Genomic DNA, 26595 nt, shown 5'->3' with positions numbered 1-26595 from the left:
CTAACTCCCGCACATCAAACAGTCGTCACCTTCAGCTTCTTTAGATTGTTTAATTAACTCCCGAAGTTCTTCAGGTGACATGGAAGCATCGTCTAAAATGACATTTTTGGATGCTGGTTCGGCATCGGGGGAAACCTGGATTTCAGAAATTTTTTCCGCAGAAATTTCCTGCTTCTTTTCCTCTTTTGCTAAAGTGAATTTAATGGCATCTACAGCACTTTTGGTGCGCAGGTAATACATTCCTGTTTTAAGGCCGCTTTTCCAGGCATAGAAATGCATGGAGGTGAGCTTGGAATAGTTCGCGTTCTCCATGAAGAGGTTGAGCGACTGCGACTGATCAATAAAATAACCGCGGTGACGGGACATATCGATAATATCCTTCATGCTGAGCTCCCAAACTGTCTTATACAGTTCCTTAAGATCTTCAGGAATGACATCTATATTTTGTACAGAACCATTGGATCGTAAAATGGCATTTTTGACATCTTCTGTCCAAAGGTTTCGGGCTACCAGGTCTTCCAGGAGGTGTTTATTAACAACGATAAATTCTCCTGAAAGTACCCGGCGGGTGTAGATGTTGGAAGTGTATGGTTCAAAAGCTTCATTGTTTCCAAGGATCTGGGAGGTGGAAGCAGTTGGCATGGGGGCCACTAAAAGGGAGTTGCGAATGCCATTTTTGAGCACCTGCTTGCGGAGTTTTGCCCAATCCCATCTTCCGCTGAGGTCTTCATCATTAATTCCCCAAAGATTGAATTGAAACTGACCTTTGCTCATTGGGGAACCTTCATAAGTAGAATAGGTGCCTTCTTCCTTAGCCATTTCCATAGAGGCGGTCACGGCAGCAAAATAGAGCGTTTCAAAGATCTCCTGATTTAGTTTTTTAGCTTCATCGCTGGTAAAAGGTAGCCTGAGTTTTATAAAAGTATCTGCCAATCCCTGAACTCCCAGCCCCACAGGCCGGTGCCTGAAATTAGAATTTTCGGCTTCCTTTACCGGATAATAATTCCTGTCGATCACTTTATTTAAATTCCTCGTAACTCTCTTAGTGATCCTGAAGAGTTCCTTATGATCAAATTCATTGCCTTTAATAAACATGGGCAGTGCTATGGAAGCAAGGTTACAAACGGCTACTTCATCTTCGCTGGTGTATTCCAGGATCTCGGTACAAAGGTTTGAAGAACGAATAGTTCCCAGATTCTGCTGATTTGATTTCCGGTTAGCCGAATCCTTGTACAGCATGTACGGAGTTCCGGTTTCGATTTGGGATTCGAGAATTTTCTCCCACAGGTCACGGGCTTTAATGCTTTTTCGGCCCTTGCCTTCGGCTTCGTATTTCAAATAAAGTTCTTCGAACTCTTCCCCGTGAATATCGTAAAGGCCCGGACATTCGTGTGGGCACATCAGCGTCCAGTTCTCATTGGCTTCCACGCGTTTCATGAAAAGATCGGGCACCCACATCGCGTAGAAAAGGTCGCGGGCACGCATTTCTTCTTTTCCGTGGTTCTTTTTCAGGTCGAGGAAGTCAAAAATATCAGCGTGCCAGGGTTCTACATAAATGGCAAAAGACCCCTTTCGTTTTCCGCCACCCTGATCTACGTACCTCGCTGTGTCATTAAAAACCCGAAGCATGGGCACGATCCCGTTGGAAGTACCATTGGTGCCCGAAATATAAGAACCGGTAGCCCTCACATTGTGAATGGACAGACCAATTCCGCCGGCCGATTGTGAGATCTTCGCAGTCTGCTTCAGCGTGTCGTAGATCCCGTCAATGCTGTCGTCTTTCATGGTGAGCAGGAAACAGGAGGACATCTGTGGCTTCGGAGTTCCGGCGTTGAAAAGAGTAGGAGTGGCGTGCGTGAAATATTTCTTCGACATGAGCTCATAGGTCTCGATCGCAGCTTCCATGTCATCGGGATGAATTCCTACGGAAACACGCATAAGCATGTGCTGAGGCCTTTCGGCAATTTTTCCGTTTATCTTCAGAAGATACGAGCGCTCCAGGGTTTTAAATCCGAAGTAATCATACTGAAAATCCCTGTTGTAAATAATCGTGGAATCAAGCAGTTCTTTATTCTTCTGAATGACCTCGTACACATCATCGGCAATAAGTGGCGACTTTTGATTGGTACGCGGATTTACGTACTCGTAAAGATCGGTCATCACTTCCGAAAATGTCTTTTTTGTATTCTTGTGTAGGTTAGAGACTGAAATTCTTGCCGCCAGTTTCGCATAATCGGGATGGGAAGTGGTCATTGTAGCGGCAATTTCGGCTGCGAGATTGTCAAGTTCACTGGTGGTAACTCCGTCATAAAGCCCTTCAATCACCCGCATCGCCACCTTTACAGGGTCAACGAGTTCATTTAAGCCATAGCACAGTTTTCTAATCCTGGCTGTGATCTTGTCAAACATAATAGGTTCTCTGCGGCCGCCTCTTTTTTCTACGAACATAAGTTTAGATTTTAAATGCCTCTCTCAGCCTCACAAGATGGGAGGAGGTGTAGGCGGTTATTTTGAAGTATGCTTCACATTTGTGAAGCAGGAGAATTAGTTCCCCCTTCGGGGGCAAGGGGGCCTAAAAATCAGCGTCGAAACTAATCTTATCGGCGTCTTTGTCTTTGTTCATCACTCCTGCTTTCTGGTATTCGCCAACTCTCTTTTCAAAGAAATTGGTTTTCCCCTGCAGGTTGATCATATCCATAAAGTCGAATGGATTCGCAGTGCCATATTCCTTTTCACATTCTAGTTCTACCAGCAGTCGGTCGGCAACAAATTCAAGATATTGGGTCATCAGCTTAGAATTCATCCCGATAAGGCTGACCGGAAGGGATTCGGTAATAAACTCGCGCTCAATGTTAAGGGCGTCAACAATAATCTCTCTAATTCGCTCTTTTGGTACCTTGTTTACCAGGTGGTTATTGTGCAGGTGAACGGCAAAGTCGCAATGCACGCCTTCATCTCTGGAGATAAGTTCATTGGAGAAGGTAAGGCCGGGCATGAGTCCGCGCTTCTTCAGCCAGAAGATGGAACAGAAGGCGCCTGAAAAGAAAATTCCTTCTACAGCTGCAAAAGCGATGAGCCTTTCAGCAAAAGAATCGGATTCTATCCATTTTAGGGCCCACTGCGCTTTCTTCTGAATTGCGGGGAATACTTCAATAGCTTTAAAAAGTTTGTTCTTTTCCTTTTCATCCTTAACATAGGTGTCGATGAGCAGGGAGTAGGTTTCAGAATGGATGTTCTCCATCATGATCTGGAATCCGTAAAAGAATTTAGCTTCAGAATATTGCACTTCGTTTACGAAGTTTTCGGCTAAATTTTCATTCACAATTCCGTCTGAAGCGGCAAAAAAAGCAAGAATGTGCTTGATGAAATATCTTTCATCTGCATTTAATTTATTGTTCCAGTCACTCAAATCCTGGTGCAGGTCAATCTCTTCTGCTGTCCAGAAACTTGCTTCCATTTTCTTGTACCAATCCCAGATATCGTGATGTTTAATGGGGAAAATCACAAATCTGTCCTTGTTCTCCTGTAAAATGGGTTCTAACTGGGTCATAGGATATTGAGTTTTAGTTGGTTGGAAACGGTTCTTTCAAAGATTGTAATTTATGTAAGGTTTTTTCCTACATGGGAAAAAAGCTTTTCAACAAAGTTTTCAACAAAACACAATAAAATTGTTTCTGAAGCCTGAAAAAGGTTTAGGTATATGTGTTTGTGAGCTAGTTTGTTATAACTGCAAAATTTCCTGAAGAAGCATTGAATTTTCTTCTGAAGTTTTTCAGAAACAGGTGTCAAAAATGGCATTTTTAGAAGTCTATATTTTCAGCTTTTGCCCATTTTTTGCAGCAGATTCATAGATCTTTTCGAGTACAATAATATCTTTAAAACCTTCTTCTCCCGGAACCATCATAGGCTTATTGTTGAGAATTGACAGGGCGTCGTCATCCATTTGTACGGCTTGCTGGTTTTTTCCGAAAGGTTCAAGAATTTTACCGTCGCTGGTCCCTCCCTTTACTCCGCTGTAGGTTTGGAAAGGCTGGAGATAATATGAGCCGTCACTGCAGGTCACTTCGAGGTTGTTCATGCCTTCGCCAAAGCTGGTGCGGCAATTGGCAATAATTCCATCGGGAAATTCAAGTGTGAACTCCATAGTTTCATCTACTTCCCCAAAAACATCTGGCCGGCTGGTTGAAGATTTTGCCGAAACAGCAATGGGTTCGCGGCCTACAGTATATCGGGAAGTGTTAAGCGGGTACACGCCCATATCGTACATGGCACCACCACCCATTTTTTCTACTGCACGCCAGCCGGGATTGTTACTGTAAAAACCGGCGGCGGCTTTCACCTCCTGTATTGGCCCGTAAGGGGTTGTTTCGGCCCACTTCATCATGATGCGGTTATTCTTTTCATGTTGAAGACGATATCCTATTGCCAGTTTGACTCTGTTTTTTTCGCAGGCTTCTATCATTTGGCGGCATTCTTCAGCATTCATTGCCATAGGTTTTTCACACCAAACGTGCTTTCCGGCATTGGCTGCTTTTATGGTATATTCGGCGTGCATGGAATTAGGCAGCACAATGTAAATCACATCAATATCATCGTTATTGGCAATTTGGTGCATGTTCTCGTAATTGTACACATTGGCATCAGGGATGCCGTATTTTTCCTGCCATTGAGGGATTTTCTCGGGGCTGCCGGTCACTATTCCGCGAAGCTCGCAGTATTCGGTTTCCTGCAGGGCAGGAGCCAGTTGATGGGTGCTGTAGCCGCCTAGACCTACGAGGGCAACTCCCAGTTTATCCTTTTTTGAAAACCCTAAAAAGTTTGGAAATGGTAGAAAGCCTGCTGCCAAAAAAAGCCCCGACTTTTTAATGAAAGTTCGTCTGTGTTCCATGCGGTGTAATTTTTCTGAAGATAAAAAATCTTCAGAAAACTCAACTGCTTCTTCTGTTTAAAAAATTGCGCTAAATGTTTGCGTTGCAGCCGGGAAGGCCATTTCGGGATTGTTTGGTTTAAAAAAGAACCCTGAGCCAAAATTTTGAAGAAAGCAAAAATTCTGGAGTCAGGGTTGCTCTAAAAGCTGTGAAAATACTATGTCTGCGACCTTATCTTTGGCCCATATTCATACTTTGATATTCTGAAGTGTCGACTGAAAATGGCTTTTTTTCAATCCCTGTGCAGGTCATCGTAACATTTTTTTCAGCATTTTTCTTGTCCTTCATCTGCATTTCCATCAATAATCCTGTTCCATCCCTGATCCAATCGGCATTAAGCCCTTCAGGAATATTCTTTTGGTTTTCCTGGTAAAGGTTTCTGAAGCTTACGCCTGCTTCATCTGTCACATAAAAAGTAAAGACATTTTCGGCATTTTCGGAACGGTATCCCTGGCATTCATAGCCTAAAATGATCTTTTTTCCAATCTCTTCAAATTTCATTTCTTCATAAGAATTGTCGGTTTCCATATCTTCTTCAGAAATATCGAAACGGGTGGCCATCACCATTTTATTACCTTCAGAATTCATGTATAGCACCGTCATATTTCTCTTGTTATCGAGGACGGTAAACATATTCTCTGCCTGCGGAATTTTCATTCCCACATATGGTGCGTTCTCTTTAATGTGATAGACCATTTCCATTTCGTCTTGAGCAGTGTTCATCTTGAGGGTGTATTCCCAGTCAAAATCATAGCCTGCGGGGATTTCTGAAGGGTCAACCATATCCATTCCCATAGAAAAACTGAAATTTTCAAGTTTTTTTGCCCATAAGTTGTTCAGGGATTTGTCTGTTTCTTTTGCGGCTTTGTCCGATACATTCTTGATTGCTGCATCTTCAACTTTCTTTTCTACTTTTTCTTTGAGCTTTTTAAAAAATTGAGCTTCTGCGGTGCTAGTCCCTGCCATAAAGAAAATGGCAAGAACTAAATAAAAGATCTTTTTCATAGTTCCAGTATTTAGATAATTAAGGCCTCTTTGAAGAGGCATATCAAATATTTAAAAAGGGGAATCTCCTGCATAAGGGGAAGAAAAAGTGCAGAATGAATTTTAAAGATAATTAAAATACCCGGACTGTCAAAATACAACCCATTTATTTTCAGATAATTAAATAAAACCCTTAGATAGGTTGAAAGATTTCACCCGGGTAATAAATGATTGTTCAAGACAGCAAAAAGCAGAACTGGCGGGAGACAATGCTCACATAGATCGACTTTACAGCTCTGTTAAAAGGAGTAGGTTTATTTTTCCGACGAAGCTTCAGCTTCTTCTTGCTTTAGTTTTTCGGCAATCTTTTCCAGTTCGGCATACCAGTCTTCGCCGTATTTTCTAATAAGGGCTTCTTTTACGAACTTATATACAGGCACCTGAAGTTCTTTTCCCAGCGTACATGCATCGTCGCAAATGTACCAGTGGTGATAATTCACAGCAGAAAACTCTGAGTAATCCTGGGTACGTACCGGGTAGAGATGGCAGGAAACAGGTTTTTTCCATTTTATATCTCCCTGGTTGTAGGCTTCCTCAATTCCGCAGAGGGCAGTACCCTTACGGTCAAAAGTGACATATGCACAATCGGCACCATCTATTAACGGGGTCTCATATTCACCGTCTTCACCAATAACTGAGGTGCCCTGTCTTTCGATGGCTTCAATTCCTTCTTTGCGGAGATAAGGCTTTACCAACGGGTAGATATCTTCGAGAATATGGGTTTCGGCCTCTTCAAGGGGTGCACCGGCATCTCCGGCAATACAACAGGCTCCTTTACAGGCTGAAAGGTTACACACAAAATCCTTTTTAAGGATTTCTTCAGATACTATAGTTTTTCCAAGCTGAAACATGCTGCAAAGATAATTTTTTCAGGCACTTAACTTCAGCTGTAATTCTGTTAAAATTTTCTAAGTATAATTTGTATTCTATCAATTCAAAGTACTTTTGCAAGCTAGTTTTGGGATATGGAATTAAACGTCAGGGAAATAGCCAGCGCCACTATGATCCTCTTTGCTGTTATTGATATTATTGGGAGTATTCCCATAATAATTGATCTTAGGAAGAAAGCGGGGCATATACAAAGTGAAAAAGCTACTATAGTTGCAGCGGTTCTTATGATCGCTTTTCTTTTTCTAGGTAAGGAGATCCTGAACCTCATTGGTATAGATGTGAATTCCTTTGCAGTGGCAGGGGCGCTTATTCTGTTTTTCCTGGCCCTCGAAATGATCCTGGGAATCCAGTTGTACAAAGATGATGCACCCGAAACTTCGGCAGTGGTGCCTCTTGCATTTCCGCTTATTGCCGGTGCCGGTACCATGACCTCTATTTTATCGTTGCGGGCAGAGTACGCTACTGTTAATATTATTGCCGCCATAGTTATAAATACTATTTTTGTATACATTGTGCTGAAGTCTTCCGGGAAAATTGAAAATTTCCTTGGAAAACAAGGTATAAGCGTGATCCGGAAGATCTTTGGGGTCATTCTATTGGCAATAGCCGTAAAACTTTTCGCTACAAATATTAAGAGCCTTTTCCTATGAAAGTCCTCATCTACATTTTAATTGTCGTGGCCATGGGCCTGATTGCATATAACGCTACTTTTTTAGATCTTGAAAATGCCTTTTCTGGAGATAATAAAACTGCCTTGATTGGCATACTCGCCTCGAGTATTGTGGTGGTTCTTATGATCATTCTTCTCATGTCCCGTGCTATCGCAAAGAAGAGTGGAGAATAATGAATTATGATGCGCTTATTATAGGTGGTGGGGCTGCAGGCCTGTCATGTGCCCTTGTTCTGGGTTCTGGTCTGTCTAAAGACTTTGCCGCCGGTAAAAAAGTAGGTCTTATTGCACATCAACGTGCTTCTCATCTTTCAAGTGCGAAATTATACAACGTTTTGGGAATCCCGCGGGGCACTGCCGGTAAAGATATTCTCACTTCGGGCATTGAGCAGCTGGAAAACCTTTATCCCGGGGTAGAGATCATTCAGAAAGAAAAGGTGCTAAAAATAGCATTTTTGGAAGGTAAATTTGAAGTCTCCACGAATAAGAATACCTATATTTCTACTGTTGTGGTTATAGCAACAGGTTATGCCCGGCCTTTTACTATTCAAGGGCTTGAGGAATATATTATACCCCATAAGAAAGCAAAAACTTCAAAAGAGAGAATCCAGCTATATAACGATGATCACCTGGTGCGCCCCGGATTGTATGTAGCGGGAAGCCTGGCAGGTCACAGAAGCCAATATGCTATTGCCTGTGGCAGTGGTGCTGCAGTGGCGACCGATGTGCTCACACTTTGGAATGGGGGAGAACATACCAAGGTGCACGATAAAATTTAAGCGGTTTAATCTTTAAATTTCGGGCTGGTGGAGAGTTCGATGATCTTTCTTACTGCAGGATCTTCTTCATTTAGAATTTGTTCAAATGCCGTGCTGCCAAATAATTGTTGGGCCATTGCTGCTTTGAGATAAAGCTTGAGAGTGGGTAAATAATCCTTAAAGCGCATATCGAAGTTCTCCCGTCTCATAAAGGCCCTGAATTCTTCAACGGTAGTTTTGGTGATCAATTCTTTTTGCATAAAATCTTCAAAACTAAGGGAGTTGTAGTATTTGCGATTCTGCTCAAGAACTTCAAAAATAAAGCTGTCCATATACCCATTTCTAAGCATGAGGTTGAGGCTTTGCTTTTCAAAATTAGTGTCTTTGGGAATGAAAATGTCGGGTATAATGCCGCCACCGCCGTAAACAACTTTACCTTCTGGGGTTTCATACCTCAGGGAATCGGCTACATGTATGCTGTCTGCACTTACCAGTTCGCCGTTTTTATAACGGTTGAGATAATCGGCAAAGTACTCTTCACTGCCATGAGAATAGGGGCGTTGTATAGACCTTCCCGTAGGAGTGTAGTATCGCGCTATGGTAAGTCTTACGGCACTGCCGTCGCCTAAAGCCATTTCTCTTTGCACCAAACCTTTACCGTATGATCTTCGCCCTACGATGATGCCCTTGTCGTTATCCTGAAGGGCGCCGGCAATGATCTCACTGGCCGATGCCGAGTTCTCATTAATGAGTACGTAGAGCTCTCCCGTTTCAAAATTTCCATCTTTTGTGGCAAAGGTCTTTTCTACGGCTCCTTTTTTGTTTTTAGTGATAAGTACAAGTTTATCTTCGGGAAGAAACTCGTCTACAATTTTTGTAGCCTCGGCAAGGTATCCTCCTGGGTTATCGCGCAGGTCAAGCACAAATTGCCTCGCACCTTTTTCCTTCAGTTTAAGAAGTCCGTTTTTAAATTCTTCATAGGTAGATTCAGCAAAACGATTTATTTTGATGTAGCCCAGCTTGTCGGTTAACATATAAGCCGCATCTACACTTTTAAGGGCTACCTTTCCTCGTTCTACATCAAACTCGAGGAGTTCGGGGATTCCTTTCCGGTGCACTTTCAGAAGCACCCGGGTGTTTTCTTCTCCTTTTAACTTACTCGTAATAGAATCTTCGTTGATATTTGAATTGAAAAGGGCTTCTCCATTGGCATAAAGAATCCTGTCTCCTCCTTTAATACCAGCTTTTTCACTTGGCCCTCCTTCAATAGTCTGAATAACTGCAATGGTGTCATTGATATTTCTGAAACTCACGCCAATGCCCACAAAGTCGCCCTTCATACTTGCGCTTAGGTCTACATATTCCTCTTGTGGAATGTAAACCGAATGCGGATCTAAATCTGTGAGAATTTCATTTACCGTAACATCTACAATACTGTCAATATTTACATCGTCTACGTACTCGTATTCAATGTAGTCTATAAGCCGCGCCAGCTTCTCTTTTTTCTTGTTGGTCTTGAGAAAGGTCCCCGAGTTGTAACTGGTAAAATCCAGAGCGGCACCCAGGAGTACCCCAAGGGCACAGGCAAACCCCAGTAGTAGTGGCAGGTATTTTTTATTGCTGTTTTTCAACCGTCAAGTTCTGTTATTTGTTCTATTTCAACCCCGGCTTTCTTCAAAAAATCAAGGCCCGAATTGTCTTTGTAGTCTATGTTGTAAACCAAACGGGTAATGCCCGACTGGTGTATAAGCTTACTGCATTCTTTGCAGGGAGACATAGTGATATACAGCGTGGCTCCTTTGCAGGACTGGGTGCTGGCGGCAACTTTGAGAATCGCATTAGCTTCGGCATGCAATACGTACCATTTGGTATATCCTTCTTCATTCTCACACGGATTTTCAAAACCGGTAGGGGTGCCGTTGTATCCGTCAGAAATTATCATTCTGTCTTTCACAATAAGTGCGCCAACCTGCTTACGGTTGCAGTGAGAAAGTTTACCCCATTCCCTGGCGATCCTTAAATAGGCCCTGTCAAACTTAAGCTGCTTTGTTTTTTGCATAGTAGTAAAATACGCCTGCAATATAGAAAGCTTTTTAAGTTGCTAAAACTTTGGGCTTTACTAATTTACTGCATGGCAAAATTAATCTAATAGAGAGAAGTTATATTTTAAAGTGCCAGGTAATTTTCTTTAAGTATAGGTAAAATTATTCCTATCACGATTGCCGATACTACCAAAATCCAGTCGCGTCTGGTTATATTCAAAACATTCTGGAAGAGGAAGCTCAAAAGCAGCACACCTAATACTACAATGATTTGCGCGGCTTCAATGCCCAGTGCAAATTCCAGCAAAGGAAGAAAAACACTGTCTGTACCCGAGGCAATCATTTTAAAATATGAAGAAAATCCAAGGCCGTGAATTATTCCGAAGAAAGCCGTACTAAAGTAAAGCACACCAACATTGTTCTTGTTCTCTTTCTTTTTTGCATTGATCATATTAAAAATTGCTGTGGCGAGGATAGTTACCGGAATAAGGAATTCTACCCAGGTGGTATTCACAAGAACAATTTTGTACACCGCCAGGAAGAGAGAAAGCATGTGGCCTACCGTAAAAATGGTGACCAGCCAAAACACTTTTTTCCAGGTGAGGAATGAGAAGGAGGCGACCAGAACAATGAGAAAAAGGATATGATCATAAGCATTCCAGTCCAGAACATGTTCCAGGCCTAACTGAAAATATAACCAGAATTGAGACATAGGATAAAGATTAGCGCCGAAAATACAATTTCTGTCCAAAATGGGCAACGGCAGGGGATTAATAGAAGTGAGATGAAATAAAAAAAGCCCATCCTGAGATGAGCTTTTGTACCTTGGGTGGGAATCGGATTATGATAATAAAGAAAAACTAAACTAAAAAAAGCTTAGTAAGAAGGGTTTAGAGTCTTTTTATTAATCAACTTTTTTTTCCTAACTGGGGTTTTGCCAGTTTATCTGATTCCGCTAAATCAAAGCTTATTAGAGGATATCAAGTGCCTCCTGATTTGGGTTCTTTTGATTCTGATAATAAAAGTTTTCCCGCACTATTACATTTTTCATTGGTATCATATCTCTAATTTCTTTTATACCAATTTTTTCAAATTCCGAATTTGTCATATTAATGGCTTCAGCTTCATGTAAAAGTTTATTGTATCGTTTTATTGATATTTCAAATGCTGAACCATGCAAAATCTGATAAAACTTTCGATAAGTGTTCCTCTGGTCATCTTCGTATAACACATCCAGAAGTTGATAATGGGATAAGATAAGCCCCTGATGAGAACTTTGTTTGGAAAGTAAAGAATCTTTTTTTTGAACAGCTTTCCAGGCTTTCTTGTTTACGGCAACAGTGGCAATTTTTCCAGAAATATTAGAGGTTGCATTGGTGTTGTTATAAAAATCATTAAAATAAATAAAGAGACTTGGATCCTCTCCAGTGGGAGTAGAATACTTTATATTCTTAAAAACAATAACTGAAACTGGAAGTACTCTAATATTGAAAGCAGGTGGACCAACATTATAGATATTCACTACAGGTCCACTTTTTTCCATTTCCAACTTTGTGTTTATCACTGGACGTTTTTTCTATCTCGTATAGCTCCAATTGACGCTAACTTGTTTGCCAGCTGAGGTAGGAGACATAAATAGAGGCACCACCTAGGAAAAGTGAGGCAAGACCTAGAAAAGAATAGGAAAATATTTCAAAGTATATCTTGTTTTTAATTAAATATTCTCTATTGAACCATTTTCTCATGTTGCCAATAAGTGTTGCTATTTTATTATTCAAAAACAAAACCCCTGTAGCTAAAAAGCTTAACAGGGGTTTCCATCTTTGTACCTTGGGTGGGAATCGAACCCACACTTCCGAAGAAACTGGATTTTGAATCCAGCGTATTTAACGATAAATTAAACTAATTATACTTATAATCAATTGATTAACAGAAACATAATTTTTATTGATTTCATTTAATATGATCCAGAATTAAAATTTGTTGTACCTATGTTGTACCAAAAATGATTATCTTTATAGTTCTAAAATTAAAGATGTGACGTCAAATGCAAAAATAGTACTTAGAAAAAAACCCAATAAAGAAGGGTTGTGTCCACTGGCGATTCGTATCACAAAGAATCGCCGTTCAAACTATCATTATATAGGTCATTATATAGATTTAAAAGATTGGGATGAGAAAAATATCCGAGTCAGGAAATCACATCTGAATGCTGATAGTCTCAATGGCCTACTAACCACTAAACTCTCTGAAGCGAATAAGATGCTGATTGATTTGCAATCGGGGAAAAAGGATATATCCGCTAATCAAATAAAACAGAAACTGTACGCCTCTTCTGAATCTATTACTTTCTTTGAGGTTGCAAAAGATTTTCTTGATGAACTAGAAGCAAATAAGAAATTGTCAAGACTCTCTACCGATAAGGCTCGTGTTAACCACGTATTGAACTTTTCCAAATCAAAGCAGCTTACCTTTCAGGAAATAGATGAACAATTTTTAAGGAAATTTAAAATCTACTTACGTAAAAAACACAGCCTATCAGAAAGGTCAATAGTAAATAATCTTATAGTGATTAGGACTATCTATAATAGAGCTATTAAATTGGATATAGTAGATAGAAAACTCTATCCCTTCGGTTCAGATAAAATACGAATTAAATTCCCTGAAACCGAAAAAATAGGTCTTACCAAAAATGAGGTTATAAAACTTGAATCCGTTGAAAATCTGAACGAAAACGAAACTCACGCTCGAAATGTTTGGCTTTTTAGTTTTTATTTTGCTGGAATTCGAGTAGCTGACGTATTAAAAATTCGCTGGAGCGATATTTATGATGAAAGGCTCCATTATCGTATGAATAAGAATTTAAAATTGTTATCCCTTAAAATCCCCGGTAAAATATTTCCGATTTTGGAATACTATCAGGACAATAAACAAAATGATGATGATTTTATATTTCCTGAAATGAAAAAGGCAAATTTAAAAGATGCCAAAGATGTCTATGCTAAAACAAAAACAGCCAACAAAAAATTCAACAAATATTTGATATCCGTTGCAGAACAGGCCGAAATATCAAAAAAAGTCACAATGCACATAGCACGACATACCTTTGGAAATATATCAGAGGATAAAATCCCGATTAATATGCTTCAAAAACTATATAGGCATTCATCAATTACTACCACAATAAATTACCAATCTAACTTTATGCATAAAGATACCGATGAGGCATTGGATAGTGTGATTAATTTCTAAATAAATATTCACATCAAAGGCATTTTGAACGCGTGGATAAGCAATTTTGTGATAAAAAGGACACTGCTACTGCTATTGATACTTATGAAGGATTAAAAAGAATTACCACAATGTTGGCAAGTACATTGGCGGATCTGATCTGGATTTATGCCAGTCCTGAAACTACCTTTATCGTTAGTGGAACAGGGGTTGTAATTGCTGTAGTATATTTTATGTGGATGCCATACAGAAGAACCTATATTTTAGAAAAATCGGACACTATCCCGTAAAGTGTGTAAGTTCTAAATAAAGGGGTTTAACTTTTATCTAAAGTTGAACCCTTTCTTCGTATATAGTCAAGAACTGATTGAGGACGATTCCCCAGTTTCTAATAGGCGCTGACCATTTTTTGGTTGCTTCCCTCAGAGCCAAATATACAGATTTCATTACAGCATCATCAGTTGGGAAGGATAATTTGTTTTTAGTGTACTTTCTGATCTTACCATTCAGGTTCTCAATAAGATTGGTGGTGTAAATGATTCGCCTGATCTCCAGCGGGAACTCATAAAAGACGGTAAGGTCTTCCCAGTTGTCCCTCCAGCTTTTTATCGCATAAGAATACTTAGAGTTCCATTGGGTGGCAAAATCTTCCAAGGCAGCTTCTGCGGCTTGTTTGGTAGGTGCATCGTATATCAACTTCATATCCTTGGTAAAGGCTTTTTTATCTTTCCAAACTACATACCTACAGGCGTTTCTGATCTGGTGAACCACACAGATTTGAGTTTTAGACTGTGGAAAAACATTCTTAATGGTATCCGTAAATCCATTGAGATTATCAGTGGCAGTGATTAAAATGTCCTCAACTCCCCGGGCTTTCATATCGGTCAATACGCTCATCCAGAAGGCGGCAGATTCATTCTTTCCTAACCAAAGGCCAAGAACTTCTTTTTTGCCATCTCTTCTAAGGCCTACAGCTATGTAAATGGTTTTGTTGACTACCTTAGAGTTCTCTCGAACCTTGAATACGATTCCGTCCATCCAAACGATCAGATACACAGGCTCTAAAGGACGATTTTGCCAGGCTACGATATCATTGCTGATTCTGTCTGTAATTCTGGATATAGTAGAAGTAGAGACATCAAAACCATACACCTCAGAGATTTGCTCCTCAATATCGCTATTGCTCATTCCCTTTGCATATAGTGATACAATAACATTTTCAATCCCGTCCACCATGTTTTTTCGTTTGGGAACGATCATGGGATTAAAAGAGCCATCACGGTCGCGGGGAACCTTTATAGTGTCTTCACCGTAAGAGCTGCGAACCTTTTTCTGAGAATAACCGTTCCTGGTATTTCCAGATCCAGACTTTTGATTCTTGTCGTAATCCAGATGGCCATCAAGTTCACCTTCAAGCATTTTCTCTAATCCTCGTTTTTGAAGTTGCTTGAGAAAGCTGCTAAGTTCTTCTCCGGATTTAAACTGTTTTAAAAACTCATCATCGAATAGATCTTCTTTTTTCATCAATGTGTAAATATTAGTGCCTGGATTTTGCAGGCAAGGTTAAAAAAATAACGGGGCTAACAAACCCCGTTATTCAATACTTACACAGTTTTTAATATAGTGCCAAAAATCGAAAAATGTTTTTCTGTTTCAGCCTAACCCAAGTCTAGAAATATTATATCCAGGATTTGACCTTTCAACTTTAATTCCCTTGATGTTTGAAGGTCTGTTTTTGCAACCCAATTGCAAGCTTTTTTTATTGTAATTGTACTTAAATGAAAACTTAGCACTCACCTTTTTATCCTCAATTTTCTTGTTCCAGTCTTTGGGACCTACGATGGATTGATGTTGCGACCTGCCGAAAATACCCAATCTAGTTGAACACTATAACGAACAAGCCGAAGATACCGGAATTTCTTTATTGAAGTTCATCAACGACCATTACGTTGATCAGGAGAATTCACAAAGCCACGATGAAGAACTACCTTTTCAGGGCAGCCACTCTTTCTGCAATGTTCTGGTGTATATTGATACCCTGGAGTTTAAATCTTTTTCTTTAGAATTTTCCTAACCTCAAACTACTACCACGTATTACTAACCTTCGTTTTCTTCGGTCAGTTTAAGTTCTTTTTTTCAACCTCCCAAAGCATAAAATCGGGCATTTCTTCTTTTCTTCTGAATTTATCTTGAATTCTTTACCGTTTTCAAAGGAATTCTGTAAATGTCCGTTTTTAACAAGCAATAGTTCAAGTTAAAAAAATCATCATTTACAATATAAATATGTTAAATAAAAATAACATTATGTTTTTCTAGAAGGATTACTTTAGAGAATTTTCCTCATCGTCACCTTCTTTTTTAATCTTCTGCAGAAATATTTTTTCTCCAAAAAAGGTTACTGCTATTAAAGCTGTAGAAACAATAATCACAGTAAGATTAGTTTGAACCTTTACCCAGATAAAACCTGCCAGAACAACAACATCCATTACAATCGCTGTGACGACGATAGCAGAATTCGCCTTTACCTTTTCCTTCATATGTTTCAGCACCCCCACATGAATAATGATATCCATGATGAGATAAAAAATTGCCCCCATTGCAGCAATGCCCGAAAGGTCAAAAAGAACAGTAAGGGCAATCGAAAGTACCACTATATAGACCAACATGTGTTGCTGAATGTTTCCAGGCATTCCTAAGTGTGAATGCGGAATCAATTTCATGTTCGTAAGCATTGCGGTCATCCGGGAGACAGCAAATATACTAAAGATAACTCCGGTAATGGTTGCAACTATGGCGATCCCCACTGTAAACCAAAGACCGTAGTTCCCGAATAGAGGACGCGCAGCCTCTGCCAACGCATAGTCCTTTGCCTGAACAATCTCAGGGATGCTAAGATTTGCTCCTACCGCCCAGGCGGTCATAAAATACACTACTGCACAAATTATTAATGATAAAACAATTGCACGTCCCACATTTTTGTGAGGATTTTTTACTTCTCCCCCGCTGTTGGTTATTGTGGTAAATCCTTTATATGCTAGTATGGTAAGAGCAAGTGAGGCAATATAGTCTATAACTTTATTTTCAGGGCCACCTGAGGGTAATGCCGAGCCAATACTAAATTCTGCTGCCCATAAGGTTCCCACTGCGAATATTAGAATGCCACCAATCTTTATTGCAGCTGTGGTCATAGCGGTTTTGCCAATAACCTCATTTCCTAAAATATTGACAACAAAAGCGGTAACCAATAATGCCACAGCAAGAACCGGAACCCAGAAACTATTTTCATTCCCATTGAATAGTTGCATAGTGTAGGTGCCGAAGGTTCGGGCAACGAGACTTTCATTCAGAATCATGGAAAAAGCCATTAATAATGCAGCGAATGCTGTTATAGTTCCTTTACCATAGGCCTTCTGAAGAAACATAGCAATACCTCCGGCAGAAGGATAGGCATCGGCCATTTTTATATAGGAATAAGCACTGAATCCTGAAATTATACCTCCGACTATAAAAGATAGGGCGAAATATTCTCCTGATAATTCTGCCACCTGTCCAAGAAGTGCGAAAATTCCGGCTCCTATCATTACTCCAGTACCCATTGCCACTGCATTGGCAAGAGATAAACTTCCTTTTTTATAGTCGCTCATAAAACCATTTTTAAATAGAACATCACTTCAATAAAATCTCTTGATTTTGACCTATAGGTATTTTTTAAGCGCTTTTACCTATTCTTATATCCATGAGCCATCTTTTTTATTGTAACTTATTAGCAATAATTAGAAGACCCGCAAGTATTATTTTGTTGGATAGAAGGACACGGTACGCTGCCATAAGAACAGTATACACAGCAGTCTCCCTCTTTGGGTTTTAAAACCTCTTTACATTGCCCGCATTCGTAAAAAAACTGGCAGGCATCTGTTGGCATTTCTTCTTGCTTGGAGTGGCCGCAATTAGGGCAAGTGATTGTTGATTGGGTGATAAAAGAATTCATTTTTTTGTTGTTTTTAGTTAATCATACCATATATACAACATCTGAACTTGATGAAGGGTAGGTGAGGATCATGGTTTTTAAATCTTTGGAAGTAAATCCGGCTTTTATAGCCAGGGCAAATAAATTTATGACTTCCTCGGCGTGAGGGCCAATGAGATGTGCTCCCAAAATTTTTCCGGTTTCTTTCTCAACGATTGTTTTATAGGCATAGGTTTTCTCGTTGATCCTTTTCGCGGTAAACCAGTGGGAAACACGATCCTTGTTCACCTTAAAGTTTAGACCTTTTCTAGTGGCTTCTTCTTCAGATAATCCTACCGAAGCCATTGTGGGCAGCGTAAAAACCACGGTGGGAATGGCGGTGTAATCTGGTTTTTTAGTGTTGCCTTTTATTATATTGGATGCTACAATATGTCCTTCCATAACTGCAACAGGTGTAAGGGGAATACCATCTGTATCTGCTGCATCCCCGGCAGCATAGACATTTGAATTGGTGGTACTTTGCAAATATTCATTCACTTCAACTCCTTTTTTACTAAAGGCGATATTTGCTTTTTGCAGGTTCAAATCAAAAATGGCAGGAAGCCTTCCCGCCGAATTAATCACCTGCGCAGCCTCCCATTTCTTTTCCCCGCTTTCACCTTTTCCGGTTACGCGAAAAGCTCCATTAGCCTCTTCAATCGCTGTAACGTTGGTGTTCAGAATTAATTGTATGCCTAACTTTTTGGTAGCTTCCGTTAATTGATCTACTATAAAAGGATCAAAATTCTCCAGTGGCCTTTTCCCTCTGTGAATTATGGTCACTTTACAGCCAAAACGGGCAGCCATATGTGCAAACTCAAAAGCGATGTACCCACCGCCAATAAACAGCAAAGAGGATGGGAGGGATTTGAAATTAAGAAAATCTGTACTGCTAATAACATACTCCTCACCCTGGATATCCAACTTTCTCGGTTTTGCACCCGTGGCTATTATAATCTTTCCGGCTTCTATAGTTTCATTTCCTACCTTCAATTTAGTTTCAGAAATAAATTTAGCTGAGTCATGAAATGTATTAATTTTGTTTTTTTCGTAAGCTTTTTCAATTTTAGGCGGCATAGCATCCACAAAATCCTGTTTGAATTTCATTGCTTCCTGCCAGTAAATAGCTGGTACTTCAGAAATTTGCTTCTCGTATAAATTATCAGCCAGATGTTTTGCTTCAGTAGGGCCGAGCATGATCTTTTTTGGGTCACAGCCACGAAGGGCACAGGTACCACCATAGGGCAATTCATCTGTTATTCCTACCCTAAGTCCTTTAGAAGCACATTTATTGGCCACATTCATTCCTGCCATTCCGGAACCTATTACAAAAACATCATACTTTTTCATGTGTTTATATTTTGGCACAAACCAAGGGAATTCAGCACAGGTTTTTAATCTTTCCCTGAATATTGCCATTTTTGCGTCCAGCATCATGCTGGCTTCATCTTGCCCTTTTTTTAGGTTACTTATCTACTACCTTATAACCGGTCCTGCTTATGGCTTTAATAATTGCAGCCTTATCTACTTTTGTTTTGTCATATTCAACTACCGTATTGGCATTTTCATAGCTTGCCTTGACTGATAAAATACCCCCAAGTTTGTTGACTTCATTTTCCACAGGTGCTTCACATCCTGCGCAGGTCATTCCTTGTACATCAAAAATTTCCTTGACAATATTTGATTGTGAGACATAGACTATTTCCTTGTTGGGCTGGCTGTAAAACACCTCGGAGTAATTTGGAAAAGCCAGCATAAGCCCTGCAAATAAGGTTACAACCAGTAAAAACTTCTTTGTCTGCAAAAAAGATTGTTTTTCATCTTCTGCACATCCGCAATCGCTTTCAGCTTCTTTTCGGGATCTCAACTTTTGATACCAGGCCAGGCCCAGGATTAAAACCGTGAGAGCAATTAAATAAGGTCGGAAAGGTTCCATCCACGAGAAGGTAGTCGCCATGCCACTTGTACCTGCTACGAGGGCAAGAACCGGGGCAATACAACATAAAGATGCCGCTATAGCTGCTACTAACCCGCCTAAAGCGGCTTTATTGGATTTATTTTGGGATGTATCCATTTTAAGCAGATCTCTTTAATGATTTAATTGAAGTGAAGATATTATTCAAAATTTGGGTTTCAGATTTCACCAGCGAATAATACAAAGTTTGTCCCTCCCTTCTGGAGGCAATCAAGCCGGCATCCTTCATTTTCCGAAGATGTTGTGAAATAGCAGGTACACTCATTTCCAAAATGTCTGCTATATCACAGGGGCATAATTCATTCTCCAAATCTAAAAGGAAGAGAATCTTTAAACGCACATCATTACCCGCAATAGAGAGGAGTTTTGTCATTTGCCGGAAACCATTGTCCAAATTTTCAATTGTTGCCTGACAATTTAAAAGCTGCTTTTGGTTAGCTTCAGCACGTGTACAGGTGATTTCGAGTTTCATAAATTATTTTTAAGGCTGCTAAGTTATATATTTTTTATTATTTAAGCAACTTATTAAATAAAACGAAAAAGGACTCAGTTCATTTACCTCCGGTCCACTGATTTTTTTTCCGGGACAACTGTTTCGGGTAAAACTACTCCTAAGTCTTCCCTATTCTAAATTTTATATAAATTTATCAAAAGAAAACCGCAAAGTCTCTCTCTCCTTTTTGAAGTTCATCTTTTGCAATCCAATTGCAAGTTTTTTTTTATTACTTTTGTGCCCAGATGAAAGTATTAGCAACCACTTTTCTATCCATCATTTTCTTGTTCCAATCTTCGGGACCAGTAATGGATTGGTGTTGTGAACTACTGAAGATACCGAATCTTATTGAACATTATAATGAACAAACAGGAGACACTGGTATTGGCTTTATTGAATTTCTGGATTACCACTACGGAGATCAGAAAAATTTGAATAGACACCAGGACGATGGACATGACGGCGAACTCCCTTTACAGGGTCATCATGTTTGTTCTCATGGATTTTCGTTTGTTAACTCAGATACTTTTGAGCTAGCTGTAATTGAACCTTTAGAGGATCAAAGTATAAGTGTTTTTTACCAGCCTCCGTTTTCTTCTGCCGCCCTAGGCGGAATTTTTCAACCTCCCCGCGTATAATTCAACTTTTGTGATAGGATAATTATATCCTTACGCCATTGACTTCTTTAATGGCCATCTCATCTATTTACGTTGAATTAAATTCTATTATTAATGATTAACAAAATTATAGCATTCTCTATAAACAACAAGTTTATAGTAGGACTGCTAACATTGGCACTTATAGGAGCCGGAATATGGTCGATGATGACCGTGAACCTGGGTTCAGTTCCTGATATTACAAATAACCAGGTACAGGTGATTACCCAATCTCCCAGCTTAGGTACTGAAGATATTGAACAGTTTGTCACTTATCCGGTCGAACTGGCAATGGGTAATCTCCCCGGGGTGACTGAATTACGATCTGTTTCCCGCTTTGGACTATCCGTGGTAACCATCGTCTTTGAAGATGACATGGGAACTTATTTGCCCCGGCAGCTGGTTCAGGAAAAATTGACAGAGCTGCAGGAAACCATTCCCGAAAACTTTGGTAGCCCAACTATGGGGCCTATTTCCACCGGGCTGGGACAGATTTATGAATATACCATCCAGCCACAACCAGATTATGAAGAGGAGTATACTCCTACGGAGCTCCGAAGTATTCAGGACTGGATTATTAAGAGACAGCTGACACTCCTTGAAGGTGTTGTAGAAGTGAATTCCTTTGGAGGATACATCAAACAGTACGAAGTAGCTATTAGTCCTGAGAAATTAAATGCGCTGGATGTAAGCATCTCCCAGGTTTACGAGGCCCTGGCCCGGAACAATGTAAATACCGGGGGAGCCTACATTGAAAGGAACAGAATGTCCAACTTCATTCGGGGAGAAGGCCTGATCCAGTCTTTAGATGACATCAGGAAAATAGTGGTTACCAATGAAAACGGGATTCCTGTTACAGTTGGAAATATTGCCGAAAAAGTGAGTTTCGGAAGTCAAGTGCGTTATGGTGCTTTTACTCAGGATGGAGAGGAAGCTGTGGGCGGTATTATTATGATGCTGAGGGGCTCAAACCCCAATGCGGTAATACAGAGGGTCCAGGAAAGGATGGCGGAGGTAGAAGAATCCTTGCCGGAAGGACTTGAAATAAGGCCCATCATTGACCAAAGCGCCCTTATTGGAAGAACAACCGATACCGTGACTAAAAACCTGTTGGAAGGTGCTTTAATCGTAATCTTTGCATTGGTATTCCTATTGGGGAGTTTGCGTGGGGGCCTCATTACAGCCACTACCATTCCGCTGTCCTTGCTCTTTGCCTTCATCCTGATGAAGCAGTTTGGGGTTTGGGCAAATTTAATGAGCCTGGGGGCCATTGACTTCGGGATAATTATTGATGGGGCGGTTATTATTATAGAAGGTGCCGTTTATGAAATCCATAAAAGGATCAAAGCCGGAAAAGTCAAATTTAATCAGGCGGTCATGGATGAGGTCGCTTACGATTCCGGAAGCACTATGATGGGGTCGGCATTTTTCGGCCAGGTTATCATCCTTATTGTGTTTACACCCATCTTGTTCCTAACAGGAGTGGAAGGCAAAATGTTCAAGCCAATGGCCTATACTTTTGGTTTTGCAATGATAGGTGCCATTATCTTGTGCCTTACCTACGTTCCTATGATGACGGCATTGTTTATGAAGCCGATTGAAAACAAGAAAAACTGGTATGGCAAGTTAGAACGCTGGCTGGAAAGAGTCAGTGATAAAATCATTGGTGGCATTCACCGTGCTTACCTTCCGCTCTTAAAAGCTTCCCTCCGCCTCAAAGCTGCGGTGATCATAGGATCTATTGTTTTATTGGGGGCTGCAGGCTATGTTTTTTCCGCGATGGGGGGAGAATTTATTCCGCAGCTGGATGAAGGGGACATTGCCATGCAAGCTTTAATCCGTCCAGGTAGTTCATTAAATGAATCTATTGAAGTCTCTAAAAAAATTGAGACCTTACTTTTGGACAACTTCCCGGAAATAGAGACAGCAACAGCCCGAATTGGGGTGGCCGATATTCCTACTGATCCCATGCCGATGGATATAGCAGATATGTACATCATACTCGAAAAAGACAGGGACAAATGGGTTTCTGCTGACACAAAAGAGGAACTCATTGAACAAATCCAGGACCTACTCAATAAAAACCTCACAGGTGTCAACCTTGTTTTTACCCAACCTATAGAGCTAAGGTTTAATGAGCTATTGGAAGGGGTAAGAGAAGATATTGCGGTAAAACTCTATGGCGAGGATTTGGAAGTTCTATCCACTAAGGTTCAGGAAATGGCAGAGATTATTCAAACTGTACCCGGAACAGGAGATGTAAATGCAGAGAGAACTTCTGGTCTCCCACAAATGACGGTACGCTACAATCGTGACAAGTTAGCACAGTACGGGCTGGAAATCGAAAAAATAAATGAATATATAAATACCGCTTTTGCAGGTGGAGTGGCAGGAGTGGTTTTTGAAGGAGAAAGACGTTTCGACCTGGTAGTGCGCTTTGATGAAGAGCACCGACAGAGTATTGAAGATATACGGACTTTATACATTGATCTGCCTAATGGTACCCAAGTCCCGATTAATGAAGTAGCTGATATCAGCTTTGTTCCCGGGCCAATGCAAATTTCCAGAGACGACACCTATCGCAGAACATACGTTGGGGTAAATGTGAGGGGCCGTGACGTAGAGTCGGTTGTGAATGATATTCAGGCAAAACTGGGTGCCGAACTGGATTTACCTCCAGGTTACTACATTTCTTATGGCGGTGAGTTTGAGAACCTTCAAAATGCCAAAGACCGCCTGATTATTGTGGTGCCTATCGCTCTCTTGCTGATATTCGTGCTGCTGTATTTTGCCCTGGGCTCATTCTCGCAGTCTATCATGATTTATATGGCCATTCCATTAGCGGCCATTGGGGGTGTTTTCGCCCTGTGGCTCCGGGACATGCCCTTTAGTATCTCTGCAGGTGTAGGCTTTATCGTGCTCTTTGGAGTGGCAGTACTTAACGGTCTGGTCCTGGTGAATCGCTTTAATTCATTAAAAGAAGAAGGCGTAACCAGTATCAAAGACCGGATTTTTATGGGTACGAAAGAACGAATCAGGCCGATCATGCTTACAGCGGTAACAGATATTTTAGGATTTATGCCAATGGCATTTTCTTCTTCGGCCGGTGCAGAGGTGCAGCGCCCTTTAGCAACCGTGGTTATTGGAGGTATGCTTACAGCTACCCTTCTCACCCTTGTGGTGTTGCCAGTCCTTTATACTTTAATAGAAAATATGAAAAACAGAAGAAATAGTAATAACAATAATGGCTTTGCACCAGCCCCTGCAATAGTGGTGGCATTGCTTTCTGTCGGAAGCCTCTTAGGATTTAGCACCCCTGCAGAGGCACAGGAAAACAGTTCTTCACAGAAAAATTCTCCGGCTCAGGCTGAAATAATTGTCCAACAGGATTCTTTGCCAGTCCTCTCGTTAGAAGAGGCCAAGGAACGGGCAATAGAGGCTTTTCCGAGAATAAGAGCTGCTGCCCTGGAGATAGAAAGTCAGCAGGCTTTAAAGAAAACGGCCTGGGACCTTGGTAATACCCAGATATTCACCGGCGCAGAAGAAATTAGCGGTGGTTCGAGTAATGCTGATCTTGGTGTCTATACACAAATTGGGGTTCAGCAACAGAATATCGACATCTTTGGTATTGCGCCACGCCTGAAGTTGCAGAAGGAAAGGGTGGCCCTGGCAGAAGAAGCCCTTGATCTTTCCATTCTTGAAGTAGAACTGGAGGTAAGTCAGGCCTGGGCGTCGGTATATGCTGCTAAAAATGAGTATGAGACCTTATACAGTCTGGATTCAGCCTTTACCGATATTGAGAGAGCTGCACAGATCAGGTTGGAAACAGAGACAATCTCGAGACTTGAATACCTGGCTACGGTAAACCAGGGCAATGAAGTTGAAATACAAAAAGAGCAGGCCTATAGGGATTATCTTGGAGCCTTGCAGCGATTCAACCTGTGGTTTGCCAGTGACACACTTTACACGGTACCTAATGTTCCTGCCGATCAGTTTGATGAGCCCATTAGCGGATTACTGCAACCCCTTGGGAACCATCCCCTGCTCAATGTGTATGAACAAAGGATAGAGGTGGCTGATGCAACCCTAAGGGAGAGGCGATCGCAGTTTCTTCCGAAATTTCAGGCGCAGTACGGCAGGCAGAAAATTGACGGCCAAACCGGCTTTTATCAATATCAGGTAGGGATCAGCATTCCTTTGTTCTTTGGACCTGAATTGGGCAGAACACAATCAGCAAAAATAAACCGCGAAATAGCTGAAGCTAATTTACAGCAGACGCAGTTTGAGCTAAAGACAGCTTATGCTGAGGCACGCGAAGAATACCTGAAGTGGCTTAATTCCTGGACATACTATCAGGAAGAAGCGCTACCCTTGGCCAGAGAACAGCGGGCAGGGGCCATCATCGCTTATCGGGAAGGAGCAATTGACTATGTGACTTTCCTGCAAAACATACGCGATGCCGTACGCATAGAAGTGAATGCCTGGCAGGCATTGGGCAGCTATCTTGATAGCCGCTCCCAACTCGAATATTATATAAATACTTCAGAATAAGATAATTAATTAATAGACAAAGATATAAAAATGAAAAAGCACATTATAAAACTGTTCACATTGCTCATTACGGTAAGCTTTCTTTCAGCCTGCAATGGCGGAGAAGGCAAAGGTACGGAAGAAGCGTCCCCTGAAGCTCAGGAAGAACATTCTGCAGAAGAAGAAGGAGGTCATGAAGAAGGAGAAGAAGGAGGAGGAATGGGTGAAGTGCATCTTTCCAGTCTCAAGTTCAACAGTTTGGAAATAAAAGTGGACACCCTGCCCACAAGGCCCATTTCCGATATAGTAGAAGCTACCGGACAACTGGAAGTCCCACCACAATATGAAGCTACAGTAACTGCTTTTATAGGAGCCAATATAACTTCTATTGAGGTCATTGAGGGGGATCAAGTAAGCAAAGGTAAGGTACTGGCATATCTATCCCATCCTAACCTCACCAGGTTACAAACCGATTATATGACAGCTTACAGCCGTTTGCAGAACCTGGAGCAAGAATTTAATCGTCAACAAAGGCTTTATGAACAAGAAGTAGGTTCAGGCAAACTTTTTCAACAGGCACAGGCCGATTATCGTGTTGTGCAGGCAGAGGTTCAAGGGTTTGAATCACAGCTCAGGCAGTTAAACCTTAATGTTGCTGGCATACGAGAAGGAAATATTGTCGAGAATGTTCCTGTAGTCAGTCCAATAAAAGGGAGCATTGAAGATGTAAGTGTGCAGGTAGGACAATATGTTGATCCCCAAACCGAGCTATTCGAAGTGATCAACGCCGAACATGTGCATGCAGATTTAATGGTCTTTGCCAAAGATGTATATAAAGTCAAGGAGGGACAAAAGGTCCTGTTACAAATGGAATCAGTGCCCGGCCAGACTTATACTGCTGAAATTTATTCTATCGGCAAGAAATTTGAACAGAATCCCAGGGCTGTCCACGTGCATGCAGAGATACAGGAAGATTCAGAAAACCTGGTACCGGGCATGTACATCAACGGCAGGATCGTTACGGGCACAGGAACAGAAGTAACAGCCTTACCGAAAGAAGCAATTATTGAGGAAGAAGACAAATCCTACATCTTTATTGCTGAAGAGCACGAGGAGGACGGGGAAACCGAGTGGTCTTTTAAGCCGGTGGAAGTGGTGACAGGAGAAGAAAATGAAGGATGGGTGGAAATTAAATTATTGCAACCTTTACCTGAAGGTGCAAAGGTGGCGTGGAACAATGCTTATTATTTGATAGCAGAAATGAAGAAGAGCCAGACTTCTCACGGTCATTAAATTAAAAACTTAAATGGATGGGCTCTCTGTATAATGTTTGTCTTAATTAGTTAACCCAGAGGGTTCATCCTTAATACA

Annotated in this window: 23 protein-coding genes; 8 read left to right on the top strand and 15 right to left on the bottom strand. The window is 40.9% G+C overall.

Features of this window, described 5'->3' with window-relative positions; genetic code table 11:
- The 5 genes from V5739_RS06925 to V5739_RS06905 form a co-directional block, all read right to left on the bottom strand.
- Positions 1 to 2448: a ribonucleoside-diphosphate reductase subunit alpha gene (locus V5739_RS06925; RefSeq protein WP_423820161.1), complete on the bottom strand. Its 2448-nt coding sequence runs from the start codon at positions 2446 to 2448 to the stop codon at positions 1 to 3.
- 124 nt (positions 2449 to 2572) lie between these two features.
- Positions 2573 to 3550 carry a ribonucleotide-diphosphate reductase subunit beta gene (locus V5739_RS06920; protein WP_423820160.1) on the bottom strand — a complete coding sequence of 326 codons (978 nt, stop codon included), beginning with the start codon at positions 3548 to 3550 and terminating at the stop codon, positions 2573 to 2575.
- A 258-nt stretch (positions 3551 to 3808) separates the two neighbouring features.
- The gene (locus V5739_RS06915) at positions 3809 to 4888 is read right to left on the bottom strand and encodes a Gfo/Idh/MocA family protein (protein ID WP_423820159.1); all 1080 of its coding nucleotides are present in this window, start codon (positions 4886 to 4888) and stop codon (positions 3809 to 3811) included.
- A 211-nt stretch (positions 4889 to 5099) separates the two neighbouring features.
- On the bottom strand, positions 5100 to 5933 hold the full coding sequence (locus tag V5739_RS06910) for a DUF4412 domain-containing protein (protein ID WP_423820158.1): 834 nt from the start codon (positions 5931 to 5933) through the stop codon (positions 5100 to 5102).
- Between the two features lie 293 nt (positions 5934 to 6226).
- Positions 6227 to 6823, bottom strand: coding sequence for a DUF3109 family protein (locus tag V5739_RS06905; protein ID WP_423820157.1), 597 nt, complete (start codon positions 6821 to 6823; stop codon positions 6227 to 6229).
- A gap of 114 nt (positions 6824 to 6937) precedes the next feature.
- Between V5739_RS06905 and V5739_RS06900 the strand changes: the two genes are divergently transcribed.
- The 3 genes from V5739_RS06900 to V5739_RS06890 are packed head-to-tail and all read left to right on the top strand — an operon-like array spanning position 6938 to position 8312.
- Positions 6938 to 7513, top strand: coding sequence for a MarC family protein (locus tag V5739_RS06900; protein ID WP_423820156.1), 576 nt, complete (start codon positions 6938 to 6940; stop codon positions 7511 to 7513).
- Positions 7510 to 7707, top strand: a complete 198-nt coding sequence (locus V5739_RS06895) for a hypothetical protein (protein WP_423820155.1) — start codon at positions 7510 to 7512, stop codon at positions 7705 to 7707. The genes V5739_RS06900 and V5739_RS06895 overlap by 4 nt, the downstream gene beginning before the upstream one ends.
- A complete protein-coding gene (locus V5739_RS06890; protein WP_423820154.1) occupies positions 7707 to 8312 on the top strand; it encodes an FAD-dependent oxidoreductase in 606 nt (201 codons plus the stop codon). The genes V5739_RS06895 and V5739_RS06890 overlap by 1 nt, the downstream gene beginning before the upstream one ends.
- 5 nt (positions 8313 to 8317) lie before the next feature.
- On the opposite strand, the gene V5739_RS06885 is transcribed toward V5739_RS06890, so the two are convergent.
- From V5739_RS06885 to V5739_RS06870, 4 genes are all read right to left on the bottom strand, one after another.
- Positions 8318 to 9922, bottom strand: coding sequence for a S41 family peptidase (locus tag V5739_RS06885; RefSeq protein WP_423820153.1), 1605 nt, complete (start codon positions 9920 to 9922; stop codon positions 8318 to 8320).
- The gene (locus V5739_RS06880; protein ID WP_266069691.1) at positions 9919 to 10350 is read right to left on the bottom strand and encodes a deoxycytidylate deaminase; all 432 of its coding nucleotides are present in this window, start codon (positions 10348 to 10350) and stop codon (positions 9919 to 9921) included. Before V5739_RS06880 ends, V5739_RS06885 begins: the two co-directional genes overlap by 4 nt.
- 107 nt (positions 10351 to 10457) lie before the next feature.
- Positions 10458 to 11045, bottom strand: a complete 588-nt coding sequence (locus V5739_RS06875) for a HupE/UreJ family protein (RefSeq protein WP_423820152.1) — start codon at positions 11043 to 11045, stop codon at positions 10458 to 10460.
- 258 nt (positions 11046 to 11303) lie between these two features.
- Positions 11304 to 11876 carry a hypothetical protein gene (locus tag V5739_RS06870; protein WP_423820151.1) on the bottom strand — a complete coding sequence of 191 codons (573 nt, stop codon included), beginning with the start codon at positions 11874 to 11876 and terminating at the stop codon, positions 11304 to 11306.
- 494 nt (positions 11877 to 12370) lie between these two features.
- Between V5739_RS06870 and V5739_RS06865 the strand changes: the two genes are divergently transcribed.
- A complete protein-coding gene (locus tag V5739_RS06865) occupies positions 12371 to 13585 on the top strand; it encodes a phage integrase SAM-like domain-containing protein (protein ID WP_423820150.1) in 1215 nt (404 codons plus the stop codon).
- Between the two features lie 32 nt (positions 13586 to 13617).
- On the top strand, positions 13618 to 13854 hold the full coding sequence (locus V5739_RS06860; RefSeq protein ID WP_423820149.1) for a hypothetical protein: 237 nt from the start codon (positions 13618 to 13620) through the stop codon (positions 13852 to 13854).
- 37 nt (positions 13855 to 13891) lie between these two features.
- On the opposite strand, the gene V5739_RS06855 is transcribed toward V5739_RS06860, so the two are convergent.
- The 6 genes from V5739_RS06855 to V5739_RS06830 form a co-directional block, all read right to left on the bottom strand.
- Positions 13892 to 15088, bottom strand: coding sequence for an IS256 family transposase (locus tag V5739_RS06855; protein ID WP_423819286.1), 1197 nt, complete (start codon positions 15086 to 15088; stop codon positions 13892 to 13894).
- Positions 15089 to 15885: 797 nt separating this feature from the next.
- On the bottom strand, positions 15886 to 17208 hold the full coding sequence (locus V5739_RS06850) for an APC family permease (RefSeq protein WP_423820148.1): 1323 nt from the start codon (positions 17206 to 17208) through the stop codon (positions 15886 to 15888).
- A 119-nt stretch (positions 17209 to 17327) separates the two neighbouring features.
- A complete protein-coding gene (locus tag V5739_RS06845) occupies positions 17328 to 17552 on the bottom strand; it encodes a GDCCVxC domain-containing (seleno)protein (protein WP_423820147.1) in 225 nt (74 codons plus the stop codon).
- Positions 17553 to 17573: 21 nt separating this feature from the next.
- Complete coding sequence (locus V5739_RS06840) at positions 17574 to 18920, bottom strand: dihydrolipoyl dehydrogenase family protein (protein ID WP_423820146.1); 1347 nt, start codon at positions 18918 to 18920, stop codon at positions 17574 to 17576.
- A 115-nt stretch (positions 18921 to 19035) separates the two neighbouring features.
- Positions 19036 to 19644, bottom strand: a complete 609-nt coding sequence (merTP, locus tag V5739_RS06835; RefSeq protein ID WP_311686756.1) for a mercuric transport protein MerTP — start codon at positions 19642 to 19644, stop codon at positions 19036 to 19038.
- A gap of 1 nt (position 19645) precedes the next feature.
- Positions 19646 to 20017 carry an ArsR/SmtB family transcription factor gene (locus V5739_RS06830; RefSeq protein WP_423820145.1) on the bottom strand — a complete coding sequence of 124 codons (372 nt, stop codon included), beginning with the start codon at positions 20015 to 20017 and terminating at the stop codon, positions 19646 to 19648.
- A 266-nt stretch (positions 20018 to 20283) separates the two neighbouring features.
- On the opposite strand from V5739_RS06830, the gene V5739_RS06825 reads away from it, so the two are divergent.
- The 3 genes from V5739_RS06825 (at position 20284) to V5739_RS06815 (ending at position 26517) form a co-directional block, all read left to right on the top strand.
- Positions 20284 to 20676, top strand: a complete 393-nt coding sequence (locus V5739_RS06825; protein WP_266069680.1) for a hypothetical protein — start codon at positions 20284 to 20286, stop codon at positions 20674 to 20676.
- Positions 20677 to 20769: 93 nt separating this feature from the next.
- Entirely contained in the window at positions 20770 to 25245 is a 4476-nt protein-coding gene (locus tag V5739_RS06820) for a CusA/CzcA family heavy metal efflux RND transporter (protein ID WP_168025989.1), read from the top strand.
- Between the two features lie 30 nt (positions 25246 to 25275).
- Positions 25276 to 26517, top strand: a complete 1242-nt coding sequence (locus V5739_RS06815; protein ID WP_168025988.1) for an efflux RND transporter periplasmic adaptor subunit — start codon at positions 25276 to 25278, stop codon at positions 26515 to 26517.
- The last annotated feature ends 78 nt before the right edge of the window (positions 26518 to 26595 follow it).

Source organism: Salinimicrobium sp. TIG7-5_MAKvit, assembly GCF_049569215.1.
Lineage (GTDB): Bacteria > Bacteroidota > Bacteroidia > Flavobacteriales > Flavobacteriaceae > Salinimicrobium > Salinimicrobium profundisediminis.
This window is presented reverse-complemented; position numbering and strand designations above follow the sequence as displayed.